We start from the raw sequence: 26,084 nt of genomic DNA on the forward strand, positions 1-26,084 counted from the left end.
GATGCAGAACCGCACCCCGCTGATCGTCGCCCTGACTGCCTGCCTGACCCTCGCCGCCCCGACCCAGGCCGATGAGGTCACGGATCAACTGGACGCCGCGCGCCAGGCTTACGAGGCCGGACAACTGCACAGCGCCGCCGACACCCTGAACTTCGCCGTGGCCAAGATCAAGGAGCAAATGACCGCGGGCCTGTTGAAGCTGCTGCCGGAGCCGCTGGCCGGCTGGCAGGCCGACCCCGCGCAATCCGAAACCGCCGGACTCGCCAGCATGATCGTGGGCACCAACCTGGGCCGCCGCTATTTCCGCGAGGACGGGGCCGAGGTCAACCTGAACGTGACCGCCGACTCCCCGCTGTTGCCGATGCTGACCATGTTCCTGTCCTCACCCTTCATGATGCAGGCCGACCCGAACACCAAGCCCTACACGATCAAGGGCCAACGCGGCATCATCAAGCACGATGCGCAAACCAATGAGCACGAGGTGACGCTGATGATCGGCAACCGTATCCTGATCCAGGGCAAGGGCACCGGCATGGCGGACGGCACCGCGGTACAGCAGTACATCGAGGCCCTGGATCTCGACGCGATCCAGAAGGCGTTCGGGGGCTGAGCGGGCCGAGCCCGCCGCGCGGCCCCATCAGCCGCGATCGGTCCGCACGGCGGACCCTACGGCAAGTCTGTAGGGTCCGCTGTGCGGACCAACCGCTTCGCGGGCAGCGCGGTAGGTTGGGGTGAGGAACGAACCCCAACGATCGGCGACCGGGATGTTGGGGTTCGTTCCTCACCCCAACCTACGGGCTCACCGCACCGTCCGGATTCGCGCCGGCCGGGAGCCGGCGCCACCAGGGGCTAGAAATCCAACCGGCTGATTTCCGCCTGGGTCGCGCTATCCTTGATCAGAACCTGTGCCCCNCCCGCCGCCGGCACGCCGAGCACGGCCACTTCCGGGCTGCCGTTGCCGTTCTGGTCGGGCAACACCGCCAGGTCCAGCGGGGCGAGCTGATCGAACCAGAGGTTACGCACCAGCGCACCGGTGACGGCATCACGCAGTTCGGTCTTGAGCTGACCGGCGGCATCGCGGCTCAACACCGCCAGTTCGGCTACGCCATTGGCATTGAGGTCGGGCAGCGCGGCGACCTGGCGCGGCGTGAAGTTCGGGTTGTAGTAAACGAACCCGAGTTGGTCGCCGGTGCCCGTATCCGCGGTCTTGACCAGGACGGCCGATCCGCTGCGTCCCAGCACCGCCACTTCCGGCGTCCCGTTGCCGTTGGCATCCGGCAGTTCGGCCAGGTTCAGCGGGGTCGTCCACTTCGGCGACCACAGGACCTTCACCAGGGCCGCGCTGCCGCTGTCGCGCAGTTCGACTCGCGGCTGACCGGCGGCATCGACCCCGAGCACGGCGAGTTCCGCGGCCCCGTTGCCGTTGGCGTCGGCGACCACGGCGAAATCGACGGGGCGGAAGGTCTTGGCGAAGAACACCTGGCCCAGCCCNGCGCCGGTGGCGGCGTCTTTGATCTCGGCGGCGACCGAGCCGTTACCGGCCTTGATGCCGAGCACCGCCAATTCCGCCGCGCCGTTGCCGTTACGATCAGGCAACACCGCCAGTCGCTGGGGCGCGAAGACGGGGTTGAAGGCGACCGCGCTCAATCGCTCGCCCGTGCGGGTGTCGCGCAGTTCGACCTGCACGTTGTTGTTCGCGACATGGCGGCCCAGCAACGCCAACTCCGGAGCGCCGTTGCTATTCTGGTCGGGGACCACGGCGAGGTCGAGCGGTGTATAGCCTTGATCAAAGGCGAAGGTCTGGATCAGGGTGCCGGTTGTGACCTGCTTGATCCGGGCGGTCACCGTCCCCGCCACGGCATCATCGAACAAGACCGCGAGGTGCTGGGAACCATCACCCGTCAGATCGCCGAGGGCGGCGAGCCAGGGCAAGGCCACCACGGGTCCGGTCGGCACGTCCGCGATCTTGATGACAAAGCCATCTTCGGGTCCGCTCAAATCAGGCTGAAAGGCATGGCTGATCGGGAAGTCGGTTGAGCTGGTTGTTCCAGTCAGGTAGGCATTCCCAGCGCCGTCCACGGCGATGCCGGATCCATAGTCGTGGCTACCCCCGCCAAAGTAGGTGGCGTAGATTAATGTGGAGCCATCGCCACTGAGCTTGGCGATAAAGGCGTCGAAGTTCCATCCGCGGCCGTGGTTAGGCTGCAGGGCTTGGTGTGTTGGAAAATCGGGGGAGTAGGTAGATCCCGAGACATAGGCATTCCCGGCACCGTCCACGGCGATGCCGGCGCCATAATCGTCTTCGCGACCGCCGAGGCAGGTGGCGGAGACGCGTGTCGCCCCATCGGCACTGAGCTTGGTGACAAAGGCGTCGTTGTTTCTGCCGCAGTCAGACTGCAAGGGATCGCCTGTCGGGAAGTTGGGGGAGTCGGTAGTCCCGGTCACGTAGAGATTCCCAGCGCCGTCCACGGCGATGCTACCGCCCTGGTCCTGCTGGCTGCCGCCGAGGAAGGTCGAGTAGACCAGCGTGGCACCATCTGCACTGAGCTTGGCGACAAAGGCATCCTCAAGTCCGCCGAAGCCGGGCTGTAGGGCATGGCGGGTCGGGAAGTCGCTGGAGTCGGCGGTACCCGACAGGTAGGCATTCCCAGCGCCGTCTACGGTGATGTCAGAACCATAGTCGTTACTGCCACCGCCGAGATAGGTCGAGTAGATCAGCGTGGCGCCATTGGCACTGAGCTTGGCGACATAGGCGTCGCACTGTCCGCCACCAAAGTCGGGCTGCGGGGCTTGGCGGGTAGGGAAGTCGGTGGATTCTGTAGTTCCCGTCAGGTAGGCATTCCCGGCGCCGTCCACGGCGATGTTACCGCCGCGGTCGACCCCGCCGCCGCCGAGGTAGGTGGCGTAGACCAGCGAGGCGCCATCGACACTCAGTTTGGCGACAAAGGCATCGAACTGTCCACCACCGAAGTCGGGCTGCAGGGCCTGACGGGTTGGGAAGTCGGTAGACCAGGTAGAACCCGTCACATGGGCATTCCCGGCGCCGTCGACGGCGATGTCAGAGCCATAATCGAAGCTGCCGCCGCCGAGGTAGGTGGCGTAGACCAGCGAGGCGCCATCGGCACTGAGCTTGGCGACAAAGGCATCAAGGTCTCCGCCGAAGTCAGGCTGCAATGCCTGGTGTGTGGGGAAGTCGGTGGACCAGGTCGTTCCCGTCAGGTAGGCATTCCCGGCGCCGTCCACGGCGATACCTCCGCTTTCATCAAGGCTGCGGCCGCCGAGATAGGTGGAATACACCAACACGGGATCGATCACCAGCGCCCTTTCAGCGTCATAGTCGCCAATAGCAAGACTCACCTGCCGGTTATCCGCCAGCACATAACGGGTCGGGATCGGCGTGCGCTTCCCATTGGTCTCCTGATAGACCCGCGGGGTCTGCTGGATCACCTGCTGCTCACCCAGCGTCAGCACCAGATTGCCGGTGTCATCCAGCCGCATCTGATCCGCCCCCGCAAAGGCGAGTCGGATGACCGTGGGGTCCGCTCCCGGAGCCAGCACCAGGTCATACTCCAATTGCCCCTGGGTGCCGTAATAGACCAGATCGACGCCGGGATAGACACCCTCGTAGCGCACCTTGGCATAGGTGGACAGGCCGGTCCGCCAGGCCGCGGGGTCTTTGCCGCGCAGATAGTTGACCTTGCCCGGCAGGGCGTCCTCGCCGTGGACTGCCGGCTCGGGATTGGCACCGACCAGGCTCAGGCGCAGCACCGCCGGGGGCGTCGCCGCGGCGGTCGGTTCCGGAGCAGCGCCCGGCGTCGGCGCGGGCACCGGCTCCGGCCGGGCACCGGGCCGGGACCGCGGCGCCGGGTTCGGTTGACTGGTGTGCAGTGAGAGCACCGCCTCGCCGGGCGTCAGGAACAGGCTGTAGCCGGGGCCGCGGGCGAGGAACTTCACCGCGGCATCGGCCTGGCCGCCGTTGGCTTCGAAGGTGTAGGGCAACTTGCCGTAGTCGGCCTGAATCCGCGCCTGGGCCGGGGCGGCTGGGGCGGTCGCCGCACTGGCCGGCGGTGCAGCCGGTTGGATCAGTGGGACCGCGAGGCCGGTCACACCCGCCCCACCGGCAGGCGGCATGGGATCGGGTGCGGCGGCGGCCAGCAGGCCGCTGCCGAGCGCCAGCAGGGCGGGAATCAGGCGTAGTCGGGGCGGGATCTTGAACATACCGAGGCTCCTTGGGTGAGATGGGTGTACCTGAATCCGGCAATTGCTCGCATGAAGACACGAGGGACACAAACGGCTGCCGGGCGTTGTCCCGGCGGCTTTGGTCATGAACATCGCAACATCAGGTTTCTGCGAGGTCGGCGGTCCGCAAAGCGGACCCTACGGCGCTTGGTGTTTCGTATGCCTTAGGCGATTTCCGGGAAAGGGTCTATCGATGTGGAGGGGCGACTGAAGTCACCCCGACAGTCGCCTCTACAAGGTGTCACCGATGGCTGCCGACGCGGGGCATTTACAGAGATAACCGTGATGCGCTTCACAGTTTTCGCAACTGCACTGTAGCGCCCCGAACGCCGCGAGGAAAACCTCCGTTAGTCACTCGCCAACGACCGTTCGGCGGAAATAGCCAACCGGTTGTCCGCCGGAACCCGACAGGATGACAGTCAGCCGATCCGCGCGCGGATCAGGCCCGCTCGACCGGAAAGGCCAGCACGGCATCGATGTGCCGGACCTCCAGGACCGCCATCAACAGCCGGTCGAGGCCCACGGCGACTCCGGAGGTCTCCGGCATCCCCGCGTCCAGGGCGGCGAGGAAGGCCGTGTCGAGCGGCGGAACAGCGCGGCCCTGGCGGCGGCGCGTTTCAAGGTCCGACTGCAACCGCGCACGTTGCGCCGCGGCATCGGTCAACTCCTGGAAGCCGTTCGCCAACTCCACTCCTTCGAGATAGAGTTCGAAGCGCTCCGCCACCTCCACGTCATCCTGCCGCAGCCTGGCCAGCGCCGCCTGGCTGGGCGGATAGTCACACAGGAAGGTCAGACGACCGCGGCCCAACTGCCCTTGCAGACACTGAGTCAGCAGCAGGTCCAGCCAGCCGTCCCGGTCGAGGTCCAGGGATACGGCATCGGGAATGCCCAGCGTCGCGGCCCTGGCACGCAGGTCATCACATCCGGCCGTCCAGGGATCGATCCCCAACCGCTCGCGAAACAACCCACGATAGGTCACCCGCTCGGTCGGGAAATCCGGGCGCCCGAGCACGACCCGGACCACCGCGGTCACCTCGTCCATCAGGCGCCGATAGTCCCAGCCCGGCCGGTACCACTCCAGCAGGCTGAACTCGGGATGGTGGAGCCGGCCCCGTTCGCCGTCACGAAACACTTTGCAGATCTGATAGATGGGTCCCAGGCCCGCGGCCACCAGCCGCTTCATGGGAAACTCGGGGGACGTGTGCAGATAGAGTGGCTGGCCCGCGGCGTCGCTGCCCCAGTGCCAGCGGGTGACCAGGCTCTCCAAGGCCGGGTCGGACCCGGCACACCGGGAGGCGATCGGTGTCTCGACTTCCAGGACGCCGGCGCGGGCGAAAAAGTCGCGCACCGCGGCGAGCATGGCGGCACGCGCCAGCAGGGCCCTTGGCGACGCGCTGGGTCGCCAGTCCGAGTTCACTCCTTGGCGCGCGAGACGTATTCGCCGATGCGGGTGTCGACGCGGATCAGTTCCCCACTCTGAACGAACAGCGGCACCCGCACCACGGCACCGGTTTCCAGGGTGGCGGGCTTGCCGCCGCCGCCGGACGTGTCCCCCTTGAGCCCGGGGTCGGTCTCGATAATCTTGAGCACCACAAAGTTCGGCGGCTCCACGGCCAGCGGCAGGCCGTTCCACAGGGTCACATTGCAGATATCGTTATCTTTGATCCACTTGGCCGTATCACCCACGATGGTGGCATCGGCGGTCATCTGCTCGAAACTGGCCGGGTCCATGAAGTGCCACTGCTCGCCGTCGTTGTACAGATACTGCATGTCGGTATCATGCACATCGGCCGCCTCGACGGTGTCGCCCGACTTGAAGGTCTTTTCCACGGTGCGCCCGGTTTTCAGGTTGCGCACGCGCACGCGGCTGAACGCCTGGCCTTTGCCGGGTTTGACGAACTCGTTCTCGACGATGTTGTACGGATCCCCGTCCAGCATGATCTTGAGTCCGCTCTTGAATTCACTGGTGCTGTAGCTCGCCATGTCGTACCCGGTGCCTATGTGTTTGAAGCTCTAAATGAAGCTGGAATTGACGCTGAACGCCAAACCGCCAATGGTAACGCGAAGCATCGCGCAATGTCATAGCCAGGACTGGCGGACTGAGCTCGCCCAGGCCTTCACGCGGGTACCCGACCTGCTCGCGTTCCTCCACCTGCGGGCCGATCAGATCGCCGACCTCGACCCGGGTCCCGGCCCGTTCCGGCTGCTGGTGCCGCGCGGTTTCGCGGCCTTGATGACGCCGGGCGATCCCCAGGATCCGCTGCTGCGGCAGGTGCTGCCGCGGCGCGACGAACGCCTCGACTGCCCCGGTTTCAGCCGGGACCCGGTCGGCGACGGGCCGGCGGTCTGCGTCCCCGGACTCCTGCGCAAATACGCGGGGCGCGCCCTGCTGATCGCCCACGGCGCTTGTGCCGTCCATTGCCGATACTGTTTTCGTCGCCACTTTCCCTATGCGGAGTTGGGCCCCCACCGTGCCCGGATCGCGGCGGCGATCGACCAGATCCAAACCGACCACAGCCTGTCGGAAGTCATTCTGAGTGGGGGTGATCCCTTGCTGCTGAGTGACGACGCCCTGGCGGCACTGCTCGCCCGACTCGCCGCGATCCCGCACCTGCGGCGGCTGCGCCTGCACACTCGGCTGCCGACGGTGCTGCCCGCGCGGGTGACCGAGGCGTTGTGTGCCCTCCTGACCGGGCTACGCCTCACGCCGGTGCTGGTCGTTCACGTCAACCATGCCGCCGAACTCGGCGCCGGCGCCCGGGCGGCCTTGCGCAGACTGCATGCGGGCGGTATCACGCTGTTGAACCAGAGCGTTTTACTGCGCGGGGTCAACGACACCGCGGACGCGCTCAGCGCGCTAAGCGAACGACTCTTCGACTGCGCTGTCTTGCCTTATTATCTGCACCAATTGGACTTGGTGCACGGGGCCGCCCATTTTGAGGTGACCGACGGCGACGCCGGCGCCCTGATGGAAAGGCTCAGAGCCCGACTGCCGGGTTATCTGGTACCCCGCCTGGTCCGCGAGGTCGCGGGTGCGCCCTGCAAAGTCCCGGTTGCATTCCGCGGTTCCCTAACCGACCCCGTACGCCGATAATCGCCACGCAGACCCTATCGCCGGACCTTATAGAGAAGCATGCTCGCGCAAGCCCAACCCGTCATCCTGCTGGTCATGACCTCCCAGCCCAACGAGGCGGAACGCCTGATCACGTCCCTGCGCAACGGCGGACTGCCCGTGCGCGGGATGTACACCGCCACCGCGGACCGGATCGATGAACTGGTCGAGCGCCGGGCTTGCGATCTGATCATCTGTTGCAGCTATGACCCCAGCGTGGATCTCGATGCCGTGTTGACTCGCCACCGCGAGTTGGCGGCCGATGTCCCATTGATCGTCGTGGCCGACCACCGTGGCGATCAAGAGTCCGTGATCAAGGCCTTGCGCGCCGGGGCGCGCGACGTCACCGACCGCGAGGACGTTGAACACCTGCAACTCGTGGTGGGTCGCGAATTAACCGATCTGCACGTCCGCCGCCAGGTCCGACACCTGACCCACCGACTCCAGCAATGCGAGTCGCGCGCCCGTGAATTGGTCGAAACCACCGGCGAAGCAGTCGCCTTCATCCAGGACGGGATGCATGTGCATGCCAACCCCGCCTATCTAAGCTTGTTTCGCTTCCCCACGGTCGACGACCTCCAGTCCGCCGCGTTCCTGGACCTGATCGCGACCGACCAGCGCGCGGCGGTGCGCGACTTCCTGCGCACGCGCACCACCCCCGAGGCCCAGGGTTTGGCCGAAATCCCGACCATTTTCGTACGGGCCGACGCCGGCAACTTCCGCGGAACCCTCTTCGCCGCGCCCGCCGAGCGCGACGGCGAGCCCTGTTTGCGTCTCATCGTCCGCACCGCCGACCGTTCGACCGGTCCCGCCACGGACAGCGCCGACCACCTGCACGAGATCACGGGAACCGCCACCCTGATCGCGGCCATCGCGACGGCCCTCGGGAACGAGGGTCGGCCCGCGACACCCTTCACACTCTTCTATATCCGCCTGCGCGGTGCCGCCGACCTGCTCCGCACCCTCGGCTTGACCCAGGGAGTGGCAGTGATCGGCTCCGTTGCCGCACCGCTTGCCCTGGTGTGTGGTGAACTCGGCGTGCTGGCCCGGGTCAGCGACGACGGTTTTGGGCTCCTGGTCCCGGAGCTTGACGAAACCGCCGCGCACACCCTGGCTGAACGCATCCGTGCCGAGGTGCGTCTACCCGCGGCCCAAACCGCCAAGACCCGCATTGAGGCCGATTGTGACGTGGGCTATGTGGTCGTCTCCGGACCCTCCGCCGACCCCAAGGAGGTGCTTGACGATGCCTACCGCGCCTGCCTTGGCGGCACCGTGCTGATCACCCGTGCGGGGATGCAGGAACCCACATCCCTGGCCGCCCGCGACAAGCAACCAACGATCGAGGGCGAAGATCCCTTGACCAGCAAGATCGAGTCCGCCCTGGACAACGATCGCTTCATCCTGGTCTATCAGCCGATCGTCAGTCTGATGGGCGACAACCAGGAAAACTACACTGTCCTGGTGCGCCTGATCGATGAATCCGGGGACCTGCTCGAGGCCAAGGACTTCATCGTCCCCGCGATTCGCAGCGGATTGATCGAGCGGATCGACAAATGGGCGATCCGCAACGCCGTCAAGACCATGCACGAACACCGTCAGGCCGGCCGGAATTTCAATTTTTTCATTAATCTGGCGGAAGACACGTTCCGCGATCCGGGCGCCGTCATCTGGATCTGCGATTGCCTGCAGGAATTCGACGTCCGCGGGAACTGGCTGACGTTCGTCATTCAGGAGGAACTGGTGGACGGCAACCTGGGAAGTCTGAGTCGACTCGTCGAAAGCCTTAAGAAAATCAAATGCCGGATCGCGATCAATCGCTTCGGCGGTACCGACCACCCGCAGATGCTGCTGCAGGGACTCTCCCTGGATTTCATTTTGTTGCGTCCTGAGTTCACCCAGGGTCTCGCCGACGACAAGGACAAACAACAACGCCTGCTGGCCTTGGCGAATCTGGCGCGCGAATTCAACGTGAAAAGTGTGGTGACCGGAGTCGAGGACGCCCGCGCACTCACCATCCTCTGGACCGCGGGGGTGGATTATGTGCAGGGGAATTTCCTGCAACGCCCCTCGACCAATCTGGAGATGGCGACTTGAGAAAGCGCCGTTTTCCATCGGCGCGCCGAACCGCCACCGGGCGCCCGGCCTGCCGCACCGCCCCAGTTCCGCGACCGGATGCAGAACCGGATTGACCCGACTAAAACGACAGGACATTGGCCGAGTCGCTGCAAACACGTGTATTCTATCTACCTGACAACGAGCGATGCGAGTCGGCCCCTACCGATCCGACCCAGTCGGGTACGCGATCGACCCCCTGTTCGGCGATGACGCCAAGCATTTTCTACGAGGCGAGCGACATGGCAAACGAGAAGATCGTGACCAAGAAGACTGCGGCCAAGCCGGCCGCACCCACGACGCAGACACCCGCGGCCACTCCGGTGGCCAAGAAGTCGGTCGCGAAGAAAACTGCCGCGACCGCGGCGACGCCGTCCGCGCCAGCCCCGGCACCCGCGCTGACCAAGGCCGCGGCGGCGGCCGCCGCCGCCAAGTCAGCGGCCGCCGCGGCACCCGCGAAAGCCGCAACGCAGCCGGCCGCCGCGTCATCCAAGACAGCGCCGAAAAAACCCGCCAAGCGGGCCGAGCCGACCGCGGGCAAACCCCAACCACCGCTGGAAGATAAGCCGGTCAGTCTTCAGCACTTAGCCAACGTCACGCCGGAACAACGGCTCGACATGATCCGTGAAGCCGCGTATTACCGGTCTGAGAAACGCAATTTCGCGGAAGGCTACGACGCGCAGGATTGGGCCGATGCGGAACGCGAGATCGATGAATTAACGGCGAAGGCCAAAGAGATCTTCGGGAGTCGATAAGTAACGCGTCAAGAACACGTTCAACACAGTCGTTGTCGTTGTCGTAATCGGAGCAGCGCCGGCAATTGGCTTGCGAGAGAATCCGACGCACGGCGATAACCTCGATTACGACAACGACAACGATGCTATAGCCTTCGTACCGGATATCCGGACAGACACGCATGTAGGGGCGGGTTTTAAACCCGCCCCTAGCCGCCTGTCGGACTTTCGGCGATTTCCGAATAAGACGCTATCAAGAATCAAGCTCCGTAGGAGCCCGCTTGCGGGCGACGTGACCTGCCGGAATCGCGTCATTGTGCCCCCACCCGTCGCCCGCAAGCGGGCTCCTACGGGTTGGATTTTTCGCGGAAATCACCTTACGGTGCGCCTCAGATCTCCGCGGCCAAGGCCGTCAGGAACGACTGATTCTCTTGCGCTGATCCGACCGTGACGCGCAGGCAGTCGTGCAGCAGGGGGTGGGCTCCATTGAGGCTCTTGACCAGTACGCCGCGCCGCTTGAGGCCTGAAAAAACGGTGTCCGCGCAACCCGCGGCCAGGCGAATCAGGATGAAGTTGGCATCGCTTGGATACGGATGCACCCTGGGCAGCGCGGTCAGGGCGCTGAACAGACGGTCGCGCTCCGCGCGGATCAATTGGGTCTGGGCATCGAGCACGTCACGATGACGCAACGCAAAGGCCGCCGACGCCTGGGTCAACACATTGATGTTATAGGGCAAACGGGTCTTGTCGAACTCGTGGAGCCAGGCCGGTGGTCCGGCCAGATAGCCCAGGCGCAGACCCGCCAGACCCATCTTCGAGACCGTCCGCAGGACCAGCAGGTTCGGCCACTCACCCAGACGCGACAGGAAGCTTGAGTCGGTGAATGGGGCATAGGCCTCATCCACGATCACCAAACCGGGCGCGGCGGCAATGATCCGGCAAATCGCATCGGCGTCGAACAGGTTGCCCGTGGGATTGTTGGGATAAGCGACATAGGTCAGAGCCGGACGTTCACGCTCCAGCGCGTCCAGCACCCGCGGCAAGTCGAGCGAAAAATCGTCGTCCCGCAGCGGCACGCCCACATAGTCCATGCCGGTGAACAGGGCGATCATGCGGTACATGACGAACCCCGGCTCCAGGGCCAGCACTTTCTGACCCGGTCGCGCCACCGTCATCGCAAGCAGTTGGATCAGCTCATCCGAGCCGTTGCCGAGCAAGAGCCCCATGTCCGCCGGGATGCCCATGGATTCGCGCAGACGCTCCTGGACCACGGTGCCCTGGGGGTCCGGATAGCGATTCAGAGCGACGGTGCGCAGCACCTCCAGCCACTCGGACTTGAGCGCGTCCGGCCAGGTATAGGGGTTCTCCATGGCGTCCAACTTGATCAGACCCTGGGCGTCCGGGACATGATAGGCACCGAGTGCGCGGATCTCGGGACGGACCAACTGGTCGATCAGAGTGGCTAGGGGTGTGTTTTCCATCGAGACCTCGAAGCGGACGACCCGAAGAACAAGGGATGGCCGCGAATGAACGCAAAGAAGAACAAATAACCGATCGATGCACGCCCCCTTAACCGGAGGCCGAGGCTTTAGCCGGTGGCTCCCCACGCAAGACATCGCCCTTGGGGCACGATGAATGGCCCCCGTGGGAGCGGCGTCCCGCCGCGATGCGGTGCCGCGGTGACCTTGAACGGTGCAGCGACACGCCCGGCCCCATCGCGGCGGGACGCCGCTCCCACCGGGTCGCCGCGCGACTTTCACGGTAAAGCCTTGGACTCCGGTCTGGAACCGTTCCTCAAGGCGCAACAGGGTACTCGGCCCCGGCCCGATACTCCGCCGAGCGGGCGTGGGCCGTCAGGCCTTCGCCGCGTGCGAGCACCGCGGCGATGCGCGCAAGTTCAGCGGAACCGGCGCGGGACGCCATGATCAGGCTCGATCGTTTCTGGAAGTCGTAGACGCCCAGCGGCGAGGAGAAGCGCGCGGTCCGGGAGGTCGGCAACACATGATTGGGTCCGGCACAGTAGTCACCCAGCGCCTCGGCCGTGTAGCGGCCCATGAAGATGGCCCCGGCATGCCGGATGCGGCCAACGATCGCTCGCGGGTCCGCCACCGAGAGTTCCAGATGCTCCGGGGCGACCTGATTGGCGACCGCGACGGCATCGTCCAGGTCGCGCGCCAGGATCAGGGCACCGCGCTCACGCAGGGCCGCGGCGATGATCGCCCGCCGCTCCATGGTCGGCAGCAGCCGCTCGATGCTCGCCGCCACGCGCTCCAGGAAGTCGGCGTCCCAGGCCACCAGGATCGACTGGGCGTCCTCGTCATGTTCGGCCTGGGAGAACAAATCCATGGCGATCCAGTCCGGATCGGTGGCGCCGTCACACAGGATCAGGATCTCGGACGGGCCGGCAATCATATCGATGCCGACCTGCCCGAAAACGGCCCGTTTGGCAGTGGCGACATAGAGATTACCGGGACCGACGATCTTATCGACCGCCGGGACGGATGCGGTGCCGTAAGCCAGGGCCGCAATTGCCTGAGCCCCGCCAATGGCAAAGGCGCGGTCCACCCCGGCACAGTGCGCGGCGGCGAGGACCAGATCGTTCCATTCACCACCCGGGGTGGGAACCACCATGATCAGTTCACCGACCCCGGCAACCTTGGCCGGGATGGCGTTCATCAACACCGACGACGGGTACGCCGCCTTGCCGCCGGGGACATAGAGCCCGGCGCGATCCAGCGGCGCGACCTGCTGTCCCAGCAGGGTGCCGTCCGCCTCGGTGAAGTCCCATGACGCGAGGCGCTGGCGTTGTGCGTAGGCGCGGATCCGGCCGGCGGCGGCCTCCAGGGCCTGACGCTGATCGCTCGGGATGACATCCCAAGCCTGCGCCATCCGGTTGCGGGGGATCTCGAGGTCCGCGGCACCGGTGGGCGTCCAATGATCGAAGCGCGCCGTCAATTCCAGCAAGGCCGCATCGCCGCGACCGCGAACCTCCGCGATGATGGCCGCGACCCGCTGCTGCACCTGATCATCGGCGGCCGCATCCCAGGCCAGCAAGGCGGCCAGCGACTGGCTGAAGCCCGCGTCAGCGGTGGAAAGGCGTCTGATTTGCGTCATTGATCTTGCTTCCTCGGGAACGGACGACGACGATTTGTTCGTATGTCACTTGTTCTTGACTTCTTATCCAGAGTATAGGTTTTGTACCTGATGTCCAGACATACCCTTGATCTAGGGGCGGGTTTGAAACCCCAGCAGTTCCGAATTTGGGTGGCCGCCGCCAACAGCGTGTCGGCAGCGAGGCCGATGGTGGATGCGCTGCGCTTATCCACCCTACGAAACCGGCTCCGTTGTAGGGTGGATAAGGCGCGCCGCTCGGTGGCAGGGACTCGGCACGGCGGTCGCGCGCGCCGCATCCACCAGAGGTCGCGCGGTGCCGCCCAAATTTGGAATTGCTGTTTGAACCCCGCCCCTACGTCCGGTTATCACGTCCGAATGCTATAGTTCGCTACTCAATCACCCTCCGCGACCGCCCGCCGCAGCACGCCGAGCAACGCGGTGACGGCGGCGTGCTTCATCTTCCAGGCGGCCTTGTTGACGACCAGCCGGGAACTGATGTCGCAGATGTGCTCCAGCGGCACCAACCCATTGGCCTTGAGGGTGTTGCCGCTCTCCACCAGATCGACGATCAGGTCGGCCAGCCCCACCAGGGGCGCCAGCTCCATGGAGCCGTAGAGCTTGATGATCTCCACTTGCAGTCCCTTGGCGGCAAAATAGCGCTCGGCGCTGCGCACGTACTTGGTGGCGATGCGCAGACGTCCCGACGCCGGAACCTGGTAACTGGGCGGTCCGGCCACCATCAGCCGACAGCGGGCAATGCGCAGGTCCAGCGGTTCGTAGAGCCCTTCCCCGCCGTGCTCCAACAGCACGTCCTTGCCCGCCACCCCCAGGTCAGCCGCCCCGTACTCACAATAGGTCGGCACGTCGCTGGCGCGGATGATGACGAACCGCACCCGCGGGTTGCTGGTGTCCAGGATCAGCTTGCGGCTGGTTTCCGGGTCCTCCAGCGGGTGGATACCCGCCTGCGCGAGCAGCGGCAGGGTCTGATCGAAGATGCGCCCCTTCGACAACGCAATCGTCAGGTCGGCGTCCAGGTCCAGGGGCCTACCCTCCCCGATCCGATCCGCACCCTGAGTCCCAAGGTCCTTCGCTTCAGCCATGGCTCTCGATCCCCTCAGGTCACCGCCGCGGAGGTGCGCCGAATCACGGCGCCGAGTCCGGCGAGTTTGGCCTCGATGTTGTCGTATCCGCGGTCCAGGTGATAGATGCGATCCACCAGCGTCTCGCCCTGCGCGACCAGTCCGGCGAGCACCAGGCCGGCCGAGGCACGCAGATCGGTGGCCATCACCGGGGCGGCAGTCAGCCGTTCCACCCCGCGGCAGATCGCCAGATGGCCGTCGATACGGATATCCGCCCCCATCCGCTGAAGTTCCAGCACATGCATGAAGCGGTTCTCGAAAATGGTCTCAGTGACCACGCCGACCCCCTCGGCGATGCTGTTCAGCGCGCAGAACTGCGCCTGCATGTCGGTCGGAAAGGCCGGGTGGGGAGCGGTATGAATGTCGACCGCGCGCGGCCGCCGGCCCTGCATGTCGACTTCGATCCAGTCCTCGCCCGTGCTGACCTGAGCACCGCACTCGCGCAGTTTCTGGAGCACCGCGTCCAGGCAGTCGGGGCGGGTGTTGCAGACCCGCACCCGCCCGCCGGTCATGGCCGCGCCCACCAGGAATGTCCCGGTCTCGATGCGGTCGGGCATCACCGCATAGTGCGCCCCGTCGAGTTGATCCACACCCTGGATATGGATGTGATCCGTCCCCGCGCCTTCGATGCGTGCCCCCATGGCGGTCAGAAAGCCTGCCAGGTCGATGACCTCAGGCTCGCGGGCGGCGTTCTCGATCAGCGTCTCGCCCTGCGCCAGCACCGCGGCCATCATGAGATTCTCGGTACCGGTCACGGTGACCATGTCCATCATCAGCCGCGCCCCACGCAGCCGTTCCGAGCGGGCGCGGATGTAACCGCCTTCCACCGTGATCTCGGCGCCCATCGCCTTGAGGCCGTCGATGTGCAGATTCACCGGCCGGGCGCCGATGGCGCAGCCGCCGGGCAGGGACACATCGGCATGACCATAGCGCGCCATCAGCGGCCCCAGCACCAGAATCGACGCCCGCATGGTCTTCACCAGATCATAGGGGGCGGCACAACTGGTGAGGGTGCGCGGCTCGACCCGCACCACCCCGTCGGTCTCCTGGGTCAGATGGGCACCCATGCGGCCGAGCAACTGCAGGGTCGTGGAGATGTCGCGCAGGCGCGGCACATTGGTCAGGGTCACCGGTCCGCCGGCCAGCAGGGTCGCGGCCAGAATCGGCAGGGCCGCGTTCTTGGCGCCGGAGGCACGGACCTCGCCCCGCAATGCGGTGCCGCCGGTAATCAGGAGTTTGTCCATCAGGAGATCGCGTCCGGTCTGAGTTGAGTCTGGAATCGTCGGTCGTGCGGGCGGTCTGCCGGGAGGCCCGCGGCCGCAGGCCTGCGGCTAAAGTCCATCGACCGCAATCGGCAAGAGTGACTGGAGATTGGAAAGTTCGGCGATACGCGCCAAAGAGTCGGGCAGATTCAGGTAACTGAGCGCGACCTGGCGCGAGCGTGCCAGATCCAGCCACTCCAGCAGCAAAGCCAAGCCGGCGCTGTTGGCTGAGGTCACACCGCCCAGATCGATCACCAGGCTGCCGCCGCGCTTCAACAGGGCAACGCCCGCGGCCAGCAGCGGACTGACAGTGTCGAAATCCATCGCCCCCTCCACCCGCGCCCGCCCCTCGCCCGCCGCGACCAGGCGAGCACCCGCGCCGGCGGCCCGTCGGTCGGCCGCGGCGCTCACCCCTGACCCTTGCGGTTCATCTCGGCCAGCTTGGTGATGAGGCCGTCGATCCCGTTTTGCCGAATCTCGGTGGAGAAACTGCTGCGGTAATTGCTGACCAGGCTCGCGCTGTTGACGATCACGTCGAACACCTTCCAGCCGCCGCCACTGTTGTACATCCGATAGTCGATCGGGATCGGGGTCGAGCCCGGCGCCCGCACCTCGGTGGGGACGATCACCGTGTTGTCCTTACCCGTCGGCTTCACCGGCAGGTAACGGATTTCCTCGCCGGAATAGTTGAGCAGGGAGCGGGCATAGGTGCGGACCAGGACCTGCTTGAAGCCGTCCATCAACGCCTGCTGCTGCGTTGGTGTGGCTGCGCGCCAATGCTGGCCGAGCGCACCCTGGGTGATTTTCTTGAAATCGAAGTGCGGCGCCAGGATTTGGTCAATCATGCCATAGATCAGCGCCGGGTCGCGGTTCACATCGGCCCGGCGCGCCTCCAGCGCGCTGAGCATCCGCTCGGCGGTCTGCTTGACCAACGCACTGGCATCCTCCGCGGCGGCGCCGACCGCCCCCCCGAGTAGCACCATGAGTGTTACGAACAGTAGAAAATGCCGTCTGGTAATCATTTTCCGCCTTCCTCTGCCTTGCTGAAGAGAAATTGACCAATCATTTGCTCGAGGATCAGGGCCGATTGCGTCTGGGTGAGTTCGTCGCCGTCGCGCACGAAATCCTCACTGCCACCGGGTTCAAGACCGACGTACTGCTCGCCGAGCAAACCGGCCGTAAAAATGTTGGCGAAGGTGTCGTCCGGAATGGTGTCGACGCCATTCTCGATGCGCATGGTCACCACGGCCTCGTAGGTCTTTTTGTCGAAGCGGATCTCCTCCACCCGCCCCACCCGCACGCCGGCCATACTTACCGGGGCGCGCACCTTGAGACTCCCGGCGTTGGCAAAGCGTGCCGTCACGCGGTAGCCGTCGGCGGTGGGGCTGGTCCCCAGGTTACTGACCTTCATGGCCAGGAAGAACAGGGCGACCAGGGCGGCGGCCATGAAGGCGCCAACCAGGACTTCGATACTGCGTTGCTTGGCCATTGAATCCGTTTCCGAAGGTCAGTTACCGAACATCAGGGCGGTCAGGACAAAGTCCAACGCCAGCACCGCGAGCGCGGCATGGACCACCGCGCGGGTGGTCGCGCGGCTCACCCCGGCGGAGGTCGGGGTCGCGTCGTAGCCCTGGAACAAGGCGATCCAGGTGACGACCACGCCGAACACCAGGCCCTTGATCACTCCATTGACCACATCCTCGCGAAAATCCACTTTCGACTGCATCTGACTCCAGAAGGCGCCGTCGTCGACCCCAAGCAACCCGACGCCGACGAAATAACCGCCCAGCACCCCCACCGCGCTGAACAGGGCCACCAGCAGCGGCATCGAGATCAGACCGCCATAGAAACGCGGCGTGAGGATACGGCGCACCGGGTCCACCGCCATCATCTCCAGCCCGGCGAGTTGTTCCGTGGCCTTCATGAGCCCGATCTCCGCGGTCAGGGCCGAACCCGCCCGCCCGGCCACCAGCAGCGCCGTGACCACCGGCCCCAGTTCACGCACCAGGGAGGCGGCCACCATGACCCCCAGGCTCTCTTCCGCGCCGAATTGGGAGAGCACATAGAAACCCTGTAACGCCAGCACCATGCCGACGAAGAGTCCGGAGACCGCGACGATCAGCACGGACAGGACACCGACGTTGAACACCTGCGCCAGCAGCAGGCGCGGCCGCCACAGCACCTCCGCGGAGCCGGCCAGGATATGCAGGAACAGCAGATGCGCCCGGCCGAGCCCCGCCAGGGCCTTGAGCCCCGAGCGCCCCAGTTCGGCCACCGGGTCCAGCACCGCGTTCACCACGGCGCGAGCACCCCGGCGCAGCGCTTTGAAGGCCATCTAACCGACCCCCCACGTCAGCAGGTCGGCGGCCAGATCCGGCGCCGGGTAATGAAAATGCACCGGGCCATCCGGCAGCCCGTCCATGAACTGGCGCACCCACTCCGAGCGCTCCGCGGCAATCGCCGTCGGCGTGCCCGCGGCCATCACCCGCCCATTTGAAATCACATAGATATAGTCCGCGATACTGGCCGTCTCGCGCACGTCGTGCGAGACCACGATACTGGTGAGGCGGCTCGCGTCGTTGAGCTGCCGGATCAGACTCACCAGCACCCCCATGGAGATCGGGTCCTGGCCGGTAAAAGGCTCGTCATAGAGGATCATCATCGGGTCCAGCGCGATGGCCCGCGCCAGCGCGACCCGCCGGGCCATCCCGCCCGACAGTTCGTTCGGCTTCAGGTCGCGCGCACCGCGCAAACCAACGGCCTCCAGCTTAAGGAGCACCAGCTTGCGCACCATGGCCGGACAGAGCCGCAGGTGTTCGCGCAACGGGTAAGCCACGTTGTCGAACACACTCAGATCGGTCAGCAGTGCACCGCTCTGAAACAGCATTCCCATCCGCCGCCGCAACTCGAACAGCGCGGACTGACGCAGTGCATGCACCGGCTCGCCGTCGACCTCGATGGTGCCGGCGTCCGGCCGCAACTGACCGCTGATCAGTTTGAGCAGCGTGGTCTTGCCGGTGCCGCTCGGCCCCATGACCGCGGTGACGGACCCCCGCCGGATGTCGAGGTCCACATCGTCGAAAATCACCCGCGGACCATGGGAAAAACGCAATCCGCGAATGCGCACCAGGCACTCGGACTCGGGCGCACCCGCGGCGCAGGCTCCCGGCGCCTGATCCGTTGGCGCGCCCGAGACCGGCGCGGGTCCGGAACCAACCGCCGCCGCGGTCATGCCGCGGCCTTGACGTGCGCCGGGGGGCGCACGACTGGGATCGTCTGACTTTGTCGCCGTCCCATGGTGACCGGACCGCCTGCTGCTGCGTCTACAAATAAACCCGCCATTGTCCAGACCTTGGGCGGGGGCGTCAAGTGACTCAAGTGGTCAGGCTGAACACAGAATCCGGCCAGCGCTCGGCAGTGATCCCCCGCAGGGCGGTGAGGATGTGTGCGGCCAGGGCGGGGTCTGCCTGACCCTGATCACTGGTCTGGACCTCAGGCTGGCCCACGTGCGCCCCGTGCAGACCCTGGACGATGGCCCGCGCGATGTCGGCGATGCGACCGCGCCGGGCCAGTATTGTGTGGAATTCATCACTGGACAGGCAGTGGAGGAAGGTGGTGACGACCGTTTGCTCCTCCCAGGGTCCGGGATCACTGACGGCCACGACCAGTTCCAACCAGTCCAGGACCTCGGCACCGAGGCTAATGGCGGCGAGCTCCCGATAGGTTCTCGGCCACCGTTTGCGGGGTGTCTTGCGTAACCAATTCGAGAGGGCCAGCGGCGTTCGGCCAGGATGCGCGTCAGACGGCAGCCCTGGACCTGCTCCCGACCGCCGGCAGTCATCGACGGCCGGTCCCACGAAGGCGGGCAGGTCCAGCGAATCCAGGTCATCGTCTGTCGGGGCGCTCGGCCCGGCAGACCGCGCACGTCGATACAGCACGATGTCGTCCTCGATCACCGATGCCGGGGGCGGTGGCCACGCATCGCTGGGGCAACCTTCGGCCGTGGATGCCCGGGCCAGGGAGAACCGGCCGCCTGGGCTGGCGACCGACCCCAGCCCGCCCCAGCCGGCCGGAACCATCTGGGCAACCTGGTGGAGATCCGGCATCCGCGTCGGCATCTCCCCTTCGGCCCGGGCCTGGACCAACAGAAAGTTGGTCCGGTCCGTGACCAACTGATAGGCGACGGCCAGGTCGACCGCGTCCGCTGCCGACCGGGATTGGATGCGCGCCATGGCGGCCATACGCGCGAGGGCGTCGCCCGTCGCCGGGATCAGCGTACCTTGAGGCTCATCAGCGGGAGCGAGAACCGCACAAGCGACCTCCTGGGCCTCGGTCGAATTCGGGCCGACGCCCAGCAGGCGAATCGTGCCGGGCGACCATTGCCTGAACACCGCGAAGCAGTTCACCGTGTCGCCGTCGAAGATGGCGGTCTCAAGTGGCGACACCCAAATCGGAATCTGGCCCTCCGGCCAGACCAGGCTGAGTTCGGTCAGCCGCGGCGAACGCAGCCGGGCGAACATGCGCAGCACCGCGGGTTCCACCGCCTCGCCCGGGGCGACGAAGTCGCAGGCCCCGCCGGTCGCCGCCGCCAGACGGCGCACATGCGCCTCCGCCGGGCTGGCGCCGATGCCCACCACGAAGACCCGGTGACCGGTGCCCCGGGCGGTCTCGATGAGCCGGTCGATCGCTTCGATCTCCCCGTCGGTGACCAGCAACAGATCGCTGTCGCCGCCGTGCGCCAGGGCACAGGTCGAGACCAGAGCATCCGCCATCTCGGTGCCGCCCAGATCCGCCTCCAGCCCGCCGACCCAACGCTGCGCCGCCAGTCGGCTCGCCTCGGTCAGCGACCACAGCCCCCGCGAGCGATGCAGGACGGTGCTGCCGAAGCGCGACAGGGAGAAGCGGTCCGCCGACCCCAACTGGAGCAGAACGGCCTGCAGGGCCCGCCGCGCGGCGGCCATGCTGTCGCCCGCCATGGACCCGGAGCAGTCCACCAGGATCTTGAGGGCCTGACCTTGGGTCTGCACCGGCATCCGCGGCAGGAAGCTCGCCAGCACCACGACCTGATCCGACTGCCCCGACTGCTCCGAAAGGGACGCCGCCACCGGGTCGCGCGCCAGGACGGCCATGGACGACTGGGTCAGTTGGTCGATCACCAACACGAAATCCCGGTCGAGTGCGCCCTGCCGGGCCAGCGACACCCCCAGCACCTCCGCGCCGGCGCGCTCTTCCCGACCCACGGCAATGGGGTGACTGGGTGAGGCGACCCGCGCCCGCGCCAGGCCGCCGTGCAGGCGCAGACGAATCTCGAACGGATAGGCCGCCAAGAGGTCGGACTCTGCCGCCTGGTGGGGCTGCAACCCGCCATCGCGCACCGGGTCCCCGTAACGCGGGGCGATCACGGTGGGGATCAGCAGACGCAGGCCATCCTGTGCGAACTGGAGCACTTGGGCGTAGCGCAAGGTGATCCGGCAGACCTCGCCCGCCGGCAGGTTGCCCAGGTTCAGGCTGTAGCTGCCGTCGTGGTTAAGCTCCAGCATGATGGCCGACTGCCCCTGGCTCAGGGCCGTCTCATAGTTGGCCTCGGCCTGGCGCTTCTCGACCACTGAGCCGGTCAGGTGTTGCCCGTTGAGCATGACGTCGACCCCAAGCAGCACGGCACCCCAGGGGAGCGGGAAGCGATAGATCACCTCCATGTTCGTCTTGGCGGAATTACGGAAGCGCTGTTCCACGGACATTTCCAGCAACAGACCCCGCAGATCGCCGGTGGCGACCAGGCCCTCCAGCATCGCCGGCCGACCATCCCGACTCTCCAACCGCGCATGCGCTTCCTGTTCCATCGTCTCGCCCCTGCCTTACTGTTGTTCTTGCTTCGCGGCCACGTCCGCGGCTAGCTGCCCGGTCACCGCGGCGAAGGCCGCCATCACGCCCTGCACGAAGGTCCGCACCTGCTCGGGGGTCAGCCCCGCCCGCCCTGGGTCAATCACCACCTCCACCCCCTCCGCGACCACCAGATGACTACAGACGCTCACCGATCCCAACGCCTGATGCCGTGGCGGCACCGGTGGTGGCTCGCCTTGCAGCAGCGCGCGGATACGCTCCAGTGACACCCCCGCCGCGGTCCATTTCTTGATCTGAAGCAGTTGCTCCAGGTGGCGGGGACCATAACGGGCCGCCCGGGTCTCCCCTTCAGGCCGGTCCACCAGGCCGATCTGGATGTAATAGCGCACGGTGCGCGCGGGCAGATCGGCGAGGACGCAGAGCTCGGAGAGCGGGTAGTTGGGTTCAGCGACGGCAACGTCTGTCATGGGCATTATTAAAACACTTGCACTGTCGTTAAACAAGTGATTTAATATCGCCTGTGGTCGAAAACTGCGACAACCGTCGGGCGTAGGGGCGGGTTTCAAACCCGCCCCTGTCTGGATATCAAGTACGAAGGCGATAACACCGTGACGTCGCGCTTGACGCCAGTTGCACCCGACGGATGTTCGGCGTAAATTCCGTGTCCTCGTCGGGTATCTCGCCCGGCTTTTTCAGTCAATCGTTTAGGATCCCGTGAGCATTCAACGTCCTGTCCATTCCATCGTCGCACTGTCAGCCGCCTGTCTTGGCGGTCGGTCCAGTGCTGCCTGGATGAACGCAATGTCTCACGGCCGGTGCAACACAATCACGGCGAACAATCGCCCACAGGACCCGCGGCCGAGCAAACCGGGGCGCTATCGTCGTCCAAACCTCGACTTTACGACGTCCGACACCATCTGATCGTCTGACCGGCAACCCCGTCAGTCGATCTGGCGGGGTAGCAAGAGAACCGGTCACAGGGCCTCCGTTCATCGCTCCCCCGCCGTCCGGGCACGGTTTGCCGTGTCCGTTATCAGGCGCGATCAGCGCGGGAAGGGGGAAACGATGGCCAACAAGCAAGTTTTCGCATCCAGCCGGGGCCCGCTGCTGCCGGCCGCCGACACCGTCAATGAGGCCGGGGGCCTGGCCTATGCCCTGCCGCCCAAGGCCGCCTTGGCCCAGTTGGTCATGACCGGCAGCCTCGGCAACGCCTTCTATGTGGACGCACAGGCGCAGCTTGGCGCCCTCCTGGACTATGCGCGTCAGGTGGACCCGCGCTATGTGGCGCAGACCGCGGTTTTCGCCCGTCGACATGGATATATGAAGGACACCCCGGCGGTCTTGGTGGCCCTGCTGACCCTGAGTTCGCCGGAATTGGCCCGCCGTGCCTTCGAGCAGGTGATCGACAACGGCCGGATGCTGCGCAACTTCGTGCAGATCCTGCGTTCCGGCGTGCTCGGCCGCAAGTCCCTGGGCTCCGCGCCCAAACGGATGGTCCAGCGGTGGCTGGACGGGCGGACCGTCGCGCAACTCATGAATGACGCGGTGGGGCAATCGCCGTCCCTGGCGGACATCATCAAGATGGTCCATCCACGGCCGGTGAATCTCGAACGCGAGGCCTTCTATGGTTGGCTCCTGGGACGGACCATCGTGGCCGAACAACTGCCCGAGCAGGTGCGTGCCTATGAGTCATACAAGGCAGCCTTGGCCGCCGGCGATCAGGAGGCAGCGCTGCCGGCCGTGAACTTCCAGTGGCTGACCGCCCTCCCGCTGGGCCGGGCACAGTGGAGCGAGATCGCCCGCCGGGCGTCCTGGCAGACCCTGCGGATGAACCTCAATACCTTTGCCCGGCATGGCGTATTTGGGGAGGAGGCAGGCGACGGCCTGGTGTTGGACCTGGCGGCCCGGTTGCGGGATGGTGAAACCATCCGCCGTGCCCGGGTGTTCCCCTTCCAGTTGCTCGCCACCTGGCGGGCGCTGGATGAGCGGGTACCGATCGAACTGCGCGACGCCCTGCAGGACGCCATGGAGATCGCACTGGAGAATGTGCCGGTGCCGGCGGGCAAGGTCTATGTCCTCCCGGATGTGTCCGGCTCCATGGGGGCGCCGGTGACGGGTTGGCGCCGGGGCGCGACCAGCAAGGTGACCTGTCGGGATGCCGCGGCGCTGATTGCCTCGGCGATCCTGCGGCGCAACCCGTCGGCGCAGATCATCGCCTTCGACGACCAGGTTTGGCCGCTGGCGCTCAACCCGCGGGACAGCGTGACCACCAATACGGAGCTTCTGGCACGGACCGGCGGTGGCGGGACCAACACCAGTCTGCCCCTGGCCTGGCTCAACGCACGGCAGGCCCGCGGCGATCTGGTGGTCTATTGCTCGGATAATGCGTCCTGGATGGACAGCCGCCCCGTCGGCGCCACCGAGACCCTGCGCCAGTGGGAAGCGTTCCGCGCCCGCAACCCGGCCGCGCGACTGGTGTGCCTGGACCTGCAGCCCTATGCCGGCAGCCAGGTGGTGAGCCGTGCGGACATCCTCAACATCGGCGGATTCTCCGATGCCGTGTTCGAGGTCTTGGGACGCTTTGCGCGCGGCGAGCACAACGGAGAACACTGGGTGGCCGCCATCGAGGCGGTGGAGGTGTAGGTCTCGATAAAGCTTCCGGCCACTTGGTCTCGCCGGGTGCGTAGTCAGGCCATCCTGGCCTGACACGGTCAGGGCTGGAAGCCCTGACTACGCACGCCGTCGGCCGGGATTACGATCAAGGCCGAGGTGCAAAAGGTTCGCCCTGGGTGCGGGAATGCCGGTCGGGAGTACATGACTGCTAATCATGACCACTCCTCTCGGCCATCCTTGTCCCGCCCTTGGGGCAACAGTTGATGAAGTTGTCACAGGTTCGCCCCACGGGCGGGAATGCGGTTGGGAGTACATGTCTTGAAAACATCCCGTCTCTCAACAATCCCTTGTCCCGCCCATGGGGCAACGATGTCGCGACGAATGCGGTTCGGCAGTCCATTGACCATTAGAAGGTTCGAGTCCTTCGCCCCGGTCGGGCCGGGGAGTCCGCCCTAACGGAGGGCATGACCATGATCCTGTCAGCCACCTTGTCGTCGCCTTTTTTTGTTCGGTTTCGGCAGCGAATGCCGTCGGCGTTACTTTGGGAGCCATGTGTCGCGGGTTCGAACCCCGCCACCGCGCGGGCGGTGTAGCTCAGACGGTAGAGCAATGGGGGCCTTGTGCCCAAACGTCGACATCCTTGTCGCTGCCACCTTTTTCCGCTGGTCCGGTCATACAGCATGAGCGGACCCAGGAGGCAACCATGCCCATCAAGCAAGTCATCACCGAGGGCGAGAAGCCCGTCAAAGTCTGGACTGACGAGTTGGAGCCTTACGCCCGGATGCAATTGGTGAATTTGTCCAAGCTGCCCTTCATCCACCGCCATGTGGCAGCCATGCCGGACGTGCACGGCGGCATCGGCGCCACCATCGGCTCGGTCATCGCCACCCATCAGGCGATCATCCCGGCCGCGGTGGGGGTGGATATCGGCTGCGGTATGGCGGCGGTGCGTCTCTCGCTCAACGCCAACGACCTCGACGAAAAGTCACTGAAAAAGATCTTCGACCAGATCAGCCGTGACGTACCGGTCGGCCGCGCCCAGCACAAGGATGATCGGGCGCTGATCGCGGCCGCCCGGCCCTTTGATGCCCAACTCACCGCCATGACCGCGAAGCACCCGCAACTGCTCAAGGCCTTCGGGCGTTTCTCCAACTGGGTGAACCAGATGGGCACCCTGGGCGGGGGCAACCACTTCATCGAGGTCTGCCTGGACGAGGCGGACCAGGTCTGGGTCATGCTGCACTCCGGCAGCCGGGGCATCGGCAACGCCATCGGCCATTATTTCATCGCGTTGGCCCGGCAGGACATGGAGCGTTGGTTCATCCAGTTACCGGACCGGGATCTAGCCTATTTCCCGGAAGGCAGTGAGCACTTCGATGACTATGTGGCGGCGGTCTCCTGGGCGCAGGCCTACGCGCGGGAGAATCGCGACCAGATGATGCAGTTGATCCTGGCGGCCCTGGCCCGGCACCTGCCCCCCTTCCAGGCGACCATGGCCGCGGTCAACTGCCACCACAACTATGTGGACCGGGAGCATCACTACGGAAAAGACGTCTGGGTCACCCGCAAGGGGGCCATCCGGGCGCGCGAGGGGGATCTGGGAATCATCCCCGGCAGCATGGGGGCGCGCAGTTACATCGTGCGCGGCCGGGGCAACCCCGAGAGCTTCCACTCTTGCGCCCACGGCGCCGGCCGCCGGATGAGCCGTACCGCGGCCGAGCACCAGTTCACCGTCGCGGACCTGGCCGCCCAGACCGCCGGGGTCATCTGTCGCAAGGACAAGGGCGTGATCGATGAAATCCCCGGCGCCTATAAGGACATCGACCAGGTCATGGCCAACCAGGAGGACCTGGTGGAGGTGGTGCATACCCTGAAGCAAGTCGTTTGCGTGAAGGGGTAATCTGGCTAGCGGACTCCC

20 protein-coding genes are annotated in these 26,084 nt (G+C 65.8%); 6 read left to right on the forward strand and 14 right to left on the reverse strand.

What is annotated here, in order from left to right; translation table 11 throughout:
• Nucleotide 1: 1 nt before the first annotated feature.
• Entirely contained in the window at nt 2-610 is a 609-nt protein-coding gene (locus tag A39O_RS0103905) for a hypothetical protein (protein WP_020503398.1), read from the forward strand.
• A gap of 239 nt (nt 611-849) precedes the next feature.
• Here A39O_RS0103905 and A39O_RS0103910 read toward each other — a convergent pair whose 3' ends face one another.
• The 3 genes from A39O_RS0103910 to efp form a co-directional block, all read right to left on the reverse strand.
• The gene (locus tag A39O_RS0103910; protein ID WP_020503399.1) at nt 850-4,218 is read right to left on the reverse strand and encodes a DUF7948 domain-containing protein; all 3,369 of its coding nucleotides are present in this window, start codon (nt 4,216-4,218) and stop codon (nt 850-852) included.
• Nucleotides 4,219-4,678: 460 nt separating this feature from the next.
• On the reverse strand, nt 4,679-5,656 hold the full coding sequence (gene epmA / locus A39O_RS0103915; protein ID WP_020503400.1) for an EF-P lysine aminoacylase EpmA: 978 nt from the start codon (nt 5,654-5,656) through the stop codon (nt 4,679-4,681).
• A complete protein-coding gene (gene efp, locus A39O_RS0103920) occupies nt 5,653-6,222 on the reverse strand; it encodes an elongation factor P (protein WP_020503401.1) in 570 nt (189 codons plus the stop codon). Before efp ends, epmA begins: the two co-directional genes overlap by 4 nt.
• 34 nt (nt 6,223-6,256) lie before the next feature.
• Here efp and epmB point away from each other — a divergent pair, with 34 nt between their 5' ends.
• The 3 genes from epmB to A39O_RS0103935 all read left to right on the forward strand — a co-directional run bounded on the left by epmB (nt 6,257) and on the right by A39O_RS0103935 (nt 10,218).
• Nucleotides 6,257-7,333 (forward strand): EF-P beta-lysylation protein EpmB, encoded by a 1,077-nt coding sequence (gene epmB, locus A39O_RS0103925; protein ID WP_020503402.1) that lies wholly within the window; start codon nt 6,257-6,259, stop codon nt 7,331-7,333.
• Nucleotides 7,334-7,372: 39 nt separating this feature from the next.
• Nucleotides 7,373-9,445: an EAL domain-containing response regulator gene (locus A39O_RS0103930; RefSeq protein ID WP_020503403.1), complete on the forward strand. Its 2,073-nt coding sequence runs from the start codon at nt 7,373-7,375 to the stop codon at nt 9,443-9,445.
• A gap of 227 nt (nt 9,446-9,672) precedes the next feature.
• Nucleotides 9,673-10,218 (forward strand): DUF2934 domain-containing protein, encoded by a 546-nt coding sequence (locus A39O_RS0103935; protein ID WP_020503404.1) that lies wholly within the window; start codon nt 9,673-9,675, stop codon nt 10,216-10,218.
• Nucleotides 10,219-10,586: 368 nt separating this feature from the next.
• On the opposite strand, the gene hisC is transcribed toward A39O_RS0103935, so the two are convergent.
• From hisC to A39O_RS0103990, 11 genes are all read right to left on the reverse strand, one after another.
• A complete protein-coding gene (gene hisC, locus A39O_RS0103940; RefSeq protein WP_020503405.1) occupies nt 10,587-11,678 on the reverse strand; it encodes a histidinol-phosphate transaminase in 1,092 nt (363 codons plus the stop codon).
• 313 nt (nt 11,679-11,991) lie between these two features.
• Complete coding sequence (gene hisD, locus A39O_RS0103945; RefSeq protein WP_020503406.1) at nt 11,992-13,311, reverse strand: histidinol dehydrogenase; 1,320 nt, start codon at nt 13,309-13,311, stop codon at nt 11,992-11,994.
• A gap of 392 nt (nt 13,312-13,703) precedes the next feature.
• Nucleotides 13,704-14,411: an ATP phosphoribosyltransferase gene (gene hisG, locus A39O_RS0103950; RefSeq protein ID WP_020503407.1), complete on the reverse strand. Its 708-nt coding sequence runs from the start codon at nt 14,409-14,411 to the stop codon at nt 13,704-13,706.
• 14 nt (nt 14,412-14,425) lie between these two features.
• Nucleotides 14,426-15,694: a UDP-N-acetylglucosamine 1-carboxyvinyltransferase gene (gene murA / locus A39O_RS0103955; RefSeq protein WP_020503408.1), complete on the reverse strand. Its 1,269-nt coding sequence runs from the start codon at nt 15,692-15,694 to the stop codon at nt 14,426-14,428.
• A gap of 87 nt (nt 15,695-15,781) precedes the next feature.
• On the reverse strand, nt 15,782-16,123 hold the full coding sequence (locus tag A39O_RS0103960) for an STAS domain-containing protein (protein WP_020503409.1): 342 nt from the start codon (nt 16,121-16,123) through the stop codon (nt 15,782-15,784).
• Nucleotides 16,120-16,734: an MlaC/ttg2D family ABC transporter substrate-binding protein gene (locus A39O_RS0103965; RefSeq protein WP_026199148.1), complete on the reverse strand. Its 615-nt coding sequence runs from the start codon at nt 16,732-16,734 to the stop codon at nt 16,120-16,122. The genes A39O_RS0103960 and A39O_RS0103965 overlap by 4 nt, the downstream gene beginning before the upstream one ends.
• Nucleotides 16,731-17,201, reverse strand: coding sequence for an outer membrane lipid asymmetry maintenance protein MlaD (gene mlaD, locus A39O_RS0103970; RefSeq protein WP_020503411.1), 471 nt, complete (start codon nt 17,199-17,201; stop codon nt 16,731-16,733). Before mlaD ends, A39O_RS0103965 begins: the two co-directional genes overlap by 4 nt.
• 18 nt (nt 17,202-17,219) lie before the next feature.
• Nucleotides 17,220-18,047 carry a lipid asymmetry maintenance ABC transporter permease subunit MlaE gene (gene mlaE / locus A39O_RS0103975; RefSeq protein ID WP_020503412.1) on the reverse strand — a complete coding sequence of 276 codons (828 nt, stop codon included), beginning with the start codon at nt 18,045-18,047 and terminating at the stop codon, nt 17,220-17,222.
• The gene (locus tag A39O_RS0103980) at nt 18,048-18,944 is read right to left on the reverse strand and encodes an ABC transporter ATP-binding protein (RefSeq protein WP_020503413.1); all 897 of its coding nucleotides are present in this window, start codon (nt 18,942-18,944) and stop codon (nt 18,048-18,050) included.
• A 142-nt stretch (nt 18,945-19,086) separates the two neighbouring features.
• Nucleotides 19,087-21,552 carry a VIT domain-containing protein gene (locus A39O_RS31875; protein ID WP_020503414.1) on the reverse strand — a complete coding sequence of 822 codons (2,466 nt, stop codon included), beginning with the start codon at nt 21,550-21,552 and terminating at the stop codon, nt 19,087-19,089.
• 15 nt (nt 21,553-21,567) lie between these two features.
• Nucleotides 21,568-22,026, reverse strand: coding sequence for a MerR family transcriptional regulator (locus A39O_RS0103990; RefSeq protein WP_020503415.1), 459 nt, complete (start codon nt 22,024-22,026; stop codon nt 21,568-21,570).
• 592 nt (nt 22,027-22,618) lie between these two features.
• Here A39O_RS0103990 and A39O_RS0103995 point away from each other — a divergent pair.
• Together A39O_RS0103995 and A39O_RS0104000 are read left to right on the forward strand one after the other, a co-directional pair.
• Complete coding sequence (locus A39O_RS0103995; RefSeq protein WP_020503416.1) at nt 22,619-24,196, forward strand: vWA domain-containing protein; 1,578 nt, start codon at nt 22,619-22,621, stop codon at nt 24,194-24,196.
• Nucleotides 24,197-24,869: 673 nt separating this feature from the next.
• Nucleotides 24,870-26,066, forward strand: coding sequence for an RtcB family protein (locus A39O_RS0104000; RefSeq protein ID WP_020503417.1), 1,197 nt, complete (start codon nt 24,870-24,872; stop codon nt 26,064-26,066).
• Nucleotides 26,067-26,084: the final 18 nt, after the last annotated feature.

Source organism: Lamprocystis purpurea DSM 4197, from assembly GCF_000379525.1.
GTDB classification, from domain to species: domain Bacteria; phylum Pseudomonadota; class Gammaproteobacteria; order Chromatiales; family Chromatiaceae; genus Thiodictyon; species Thiodictyon purpureum.

Bases quoted from the DNA above. Each gene is read 5' to 3' on its own strand.
- A39O_RS0103965 (WP_026199148.1), bottom strand. From the start codon at position 16,734: ATGATTACCAGACGGCATTTTCTACTGTTCGTAACACTCATGGTGCTA.
- A39O_RS31875 (WP_020503414.1), bottom strand. From the start codon at position 21,552: ATGGAACAGGAAGCGCATGCGCGGTTGGAGAGTCGGGATGGTCGGCCG.
- hisC (WP_020503405.1), bottom strand. From the start codon at position 11,678: ATGGAAAACACACCCCTAGCCACTCTGATCGACCAGTTGGTCCGTCCC.
- A39O_RS0103980 (WP_020503413.1), bottom strand. From the start codon at position 18,944: ATGACCGCGGCGGCGGTTGGTTCCGGACCCGCGCCGGTCTCGGGCGCG.
- epmB (WP_020503402.1), top strand. From the start codon at position 6,257: ATGAAGCTGGAATTGACGCTGAACGCCAAACCGCCAATGGTAACGCGA.
- A39O_RS0103930 (WP_020503403.1), top strand. From the start codon at position 7,373: ATGCTCGCGCAAGCCCAACCCGTCATCCTGCTGGTCATGACCTCCCAG.
- A39O_RS0103990 (WP_020503415.1), bottom strand. From the start codon at position 22,026: ATGCCCATGACAGACGTTGCCGTCGCTGAACCCAACTACCCGCTCTCC.
- A39O_RS0103905 (WP_020503398.1), top strand. From the start codon at position 2: ATGCAGAACCGCACCCCGCTGATCGTCGCCCTGACTGCCTGCCTGACC.
- efp (WP_020503401.1), bottom strand. From the start codon at position 6,222: ATGGCGAGCTACAGCACCAGTGAATTCAAGAGCGGACTCAAGATCATG.
- A39O_RS0103935 (WP_020503404.1), top strand. From the start codon at position 9,673: ATGACGCCAAGCATTTTCTACGAGGCGAGCGACATGGCAAACGAGAAG.
- mlaE (WP_020503412.1), bottom strand. From the start codon at position 18,047: ATGGCCTTCAAAGCGCTGCGCCGGGGTGCTCGCGCCGTGGTGAACGCG.
- mlaD (WP_020503411.1), bottom strand. From the start codon at position 17,201: ATGGCCAAGCAACGCAGTATCGAAGTCCTGGTTGGCGCCTTCATGGCC.
- A39O_RS0103995 (WP_020503416.1), top strand. From the start codon at position 22,619: ATGGCCAACAAGCAAGTTTTCGCATCCAGCCGGGGCCCGCTGCTGCCG.
- murA (WP_020503408.1), bottom strand. From the start codon at position 15,694: ATGGACAAACTCCTGATTACCGGCGGCACCGCATTGCGGGGCGAGGTC.
- hisD (WP_020503406.1), bottom strand. From the start codon at position 13,311: ATGACGCAAATCAGACGCCTTTCCACCGCTGACGCGGGCTTCAGCCAG.
- hisG (WP_020503407.1), bottom strand. From the start codon at position 14,411: ATGGCTGAAGCGAAGGACCTTGGGACTCAGGGTGCGGATCGGATCGGG.
- A39O_RS0104000 (WP_020503417.1), top strand. From the start codon at position 24,870: ATGCCCATCAAGCAAGTCATCACCGAGGGCGAGAAGCCCGTCAAAGTC.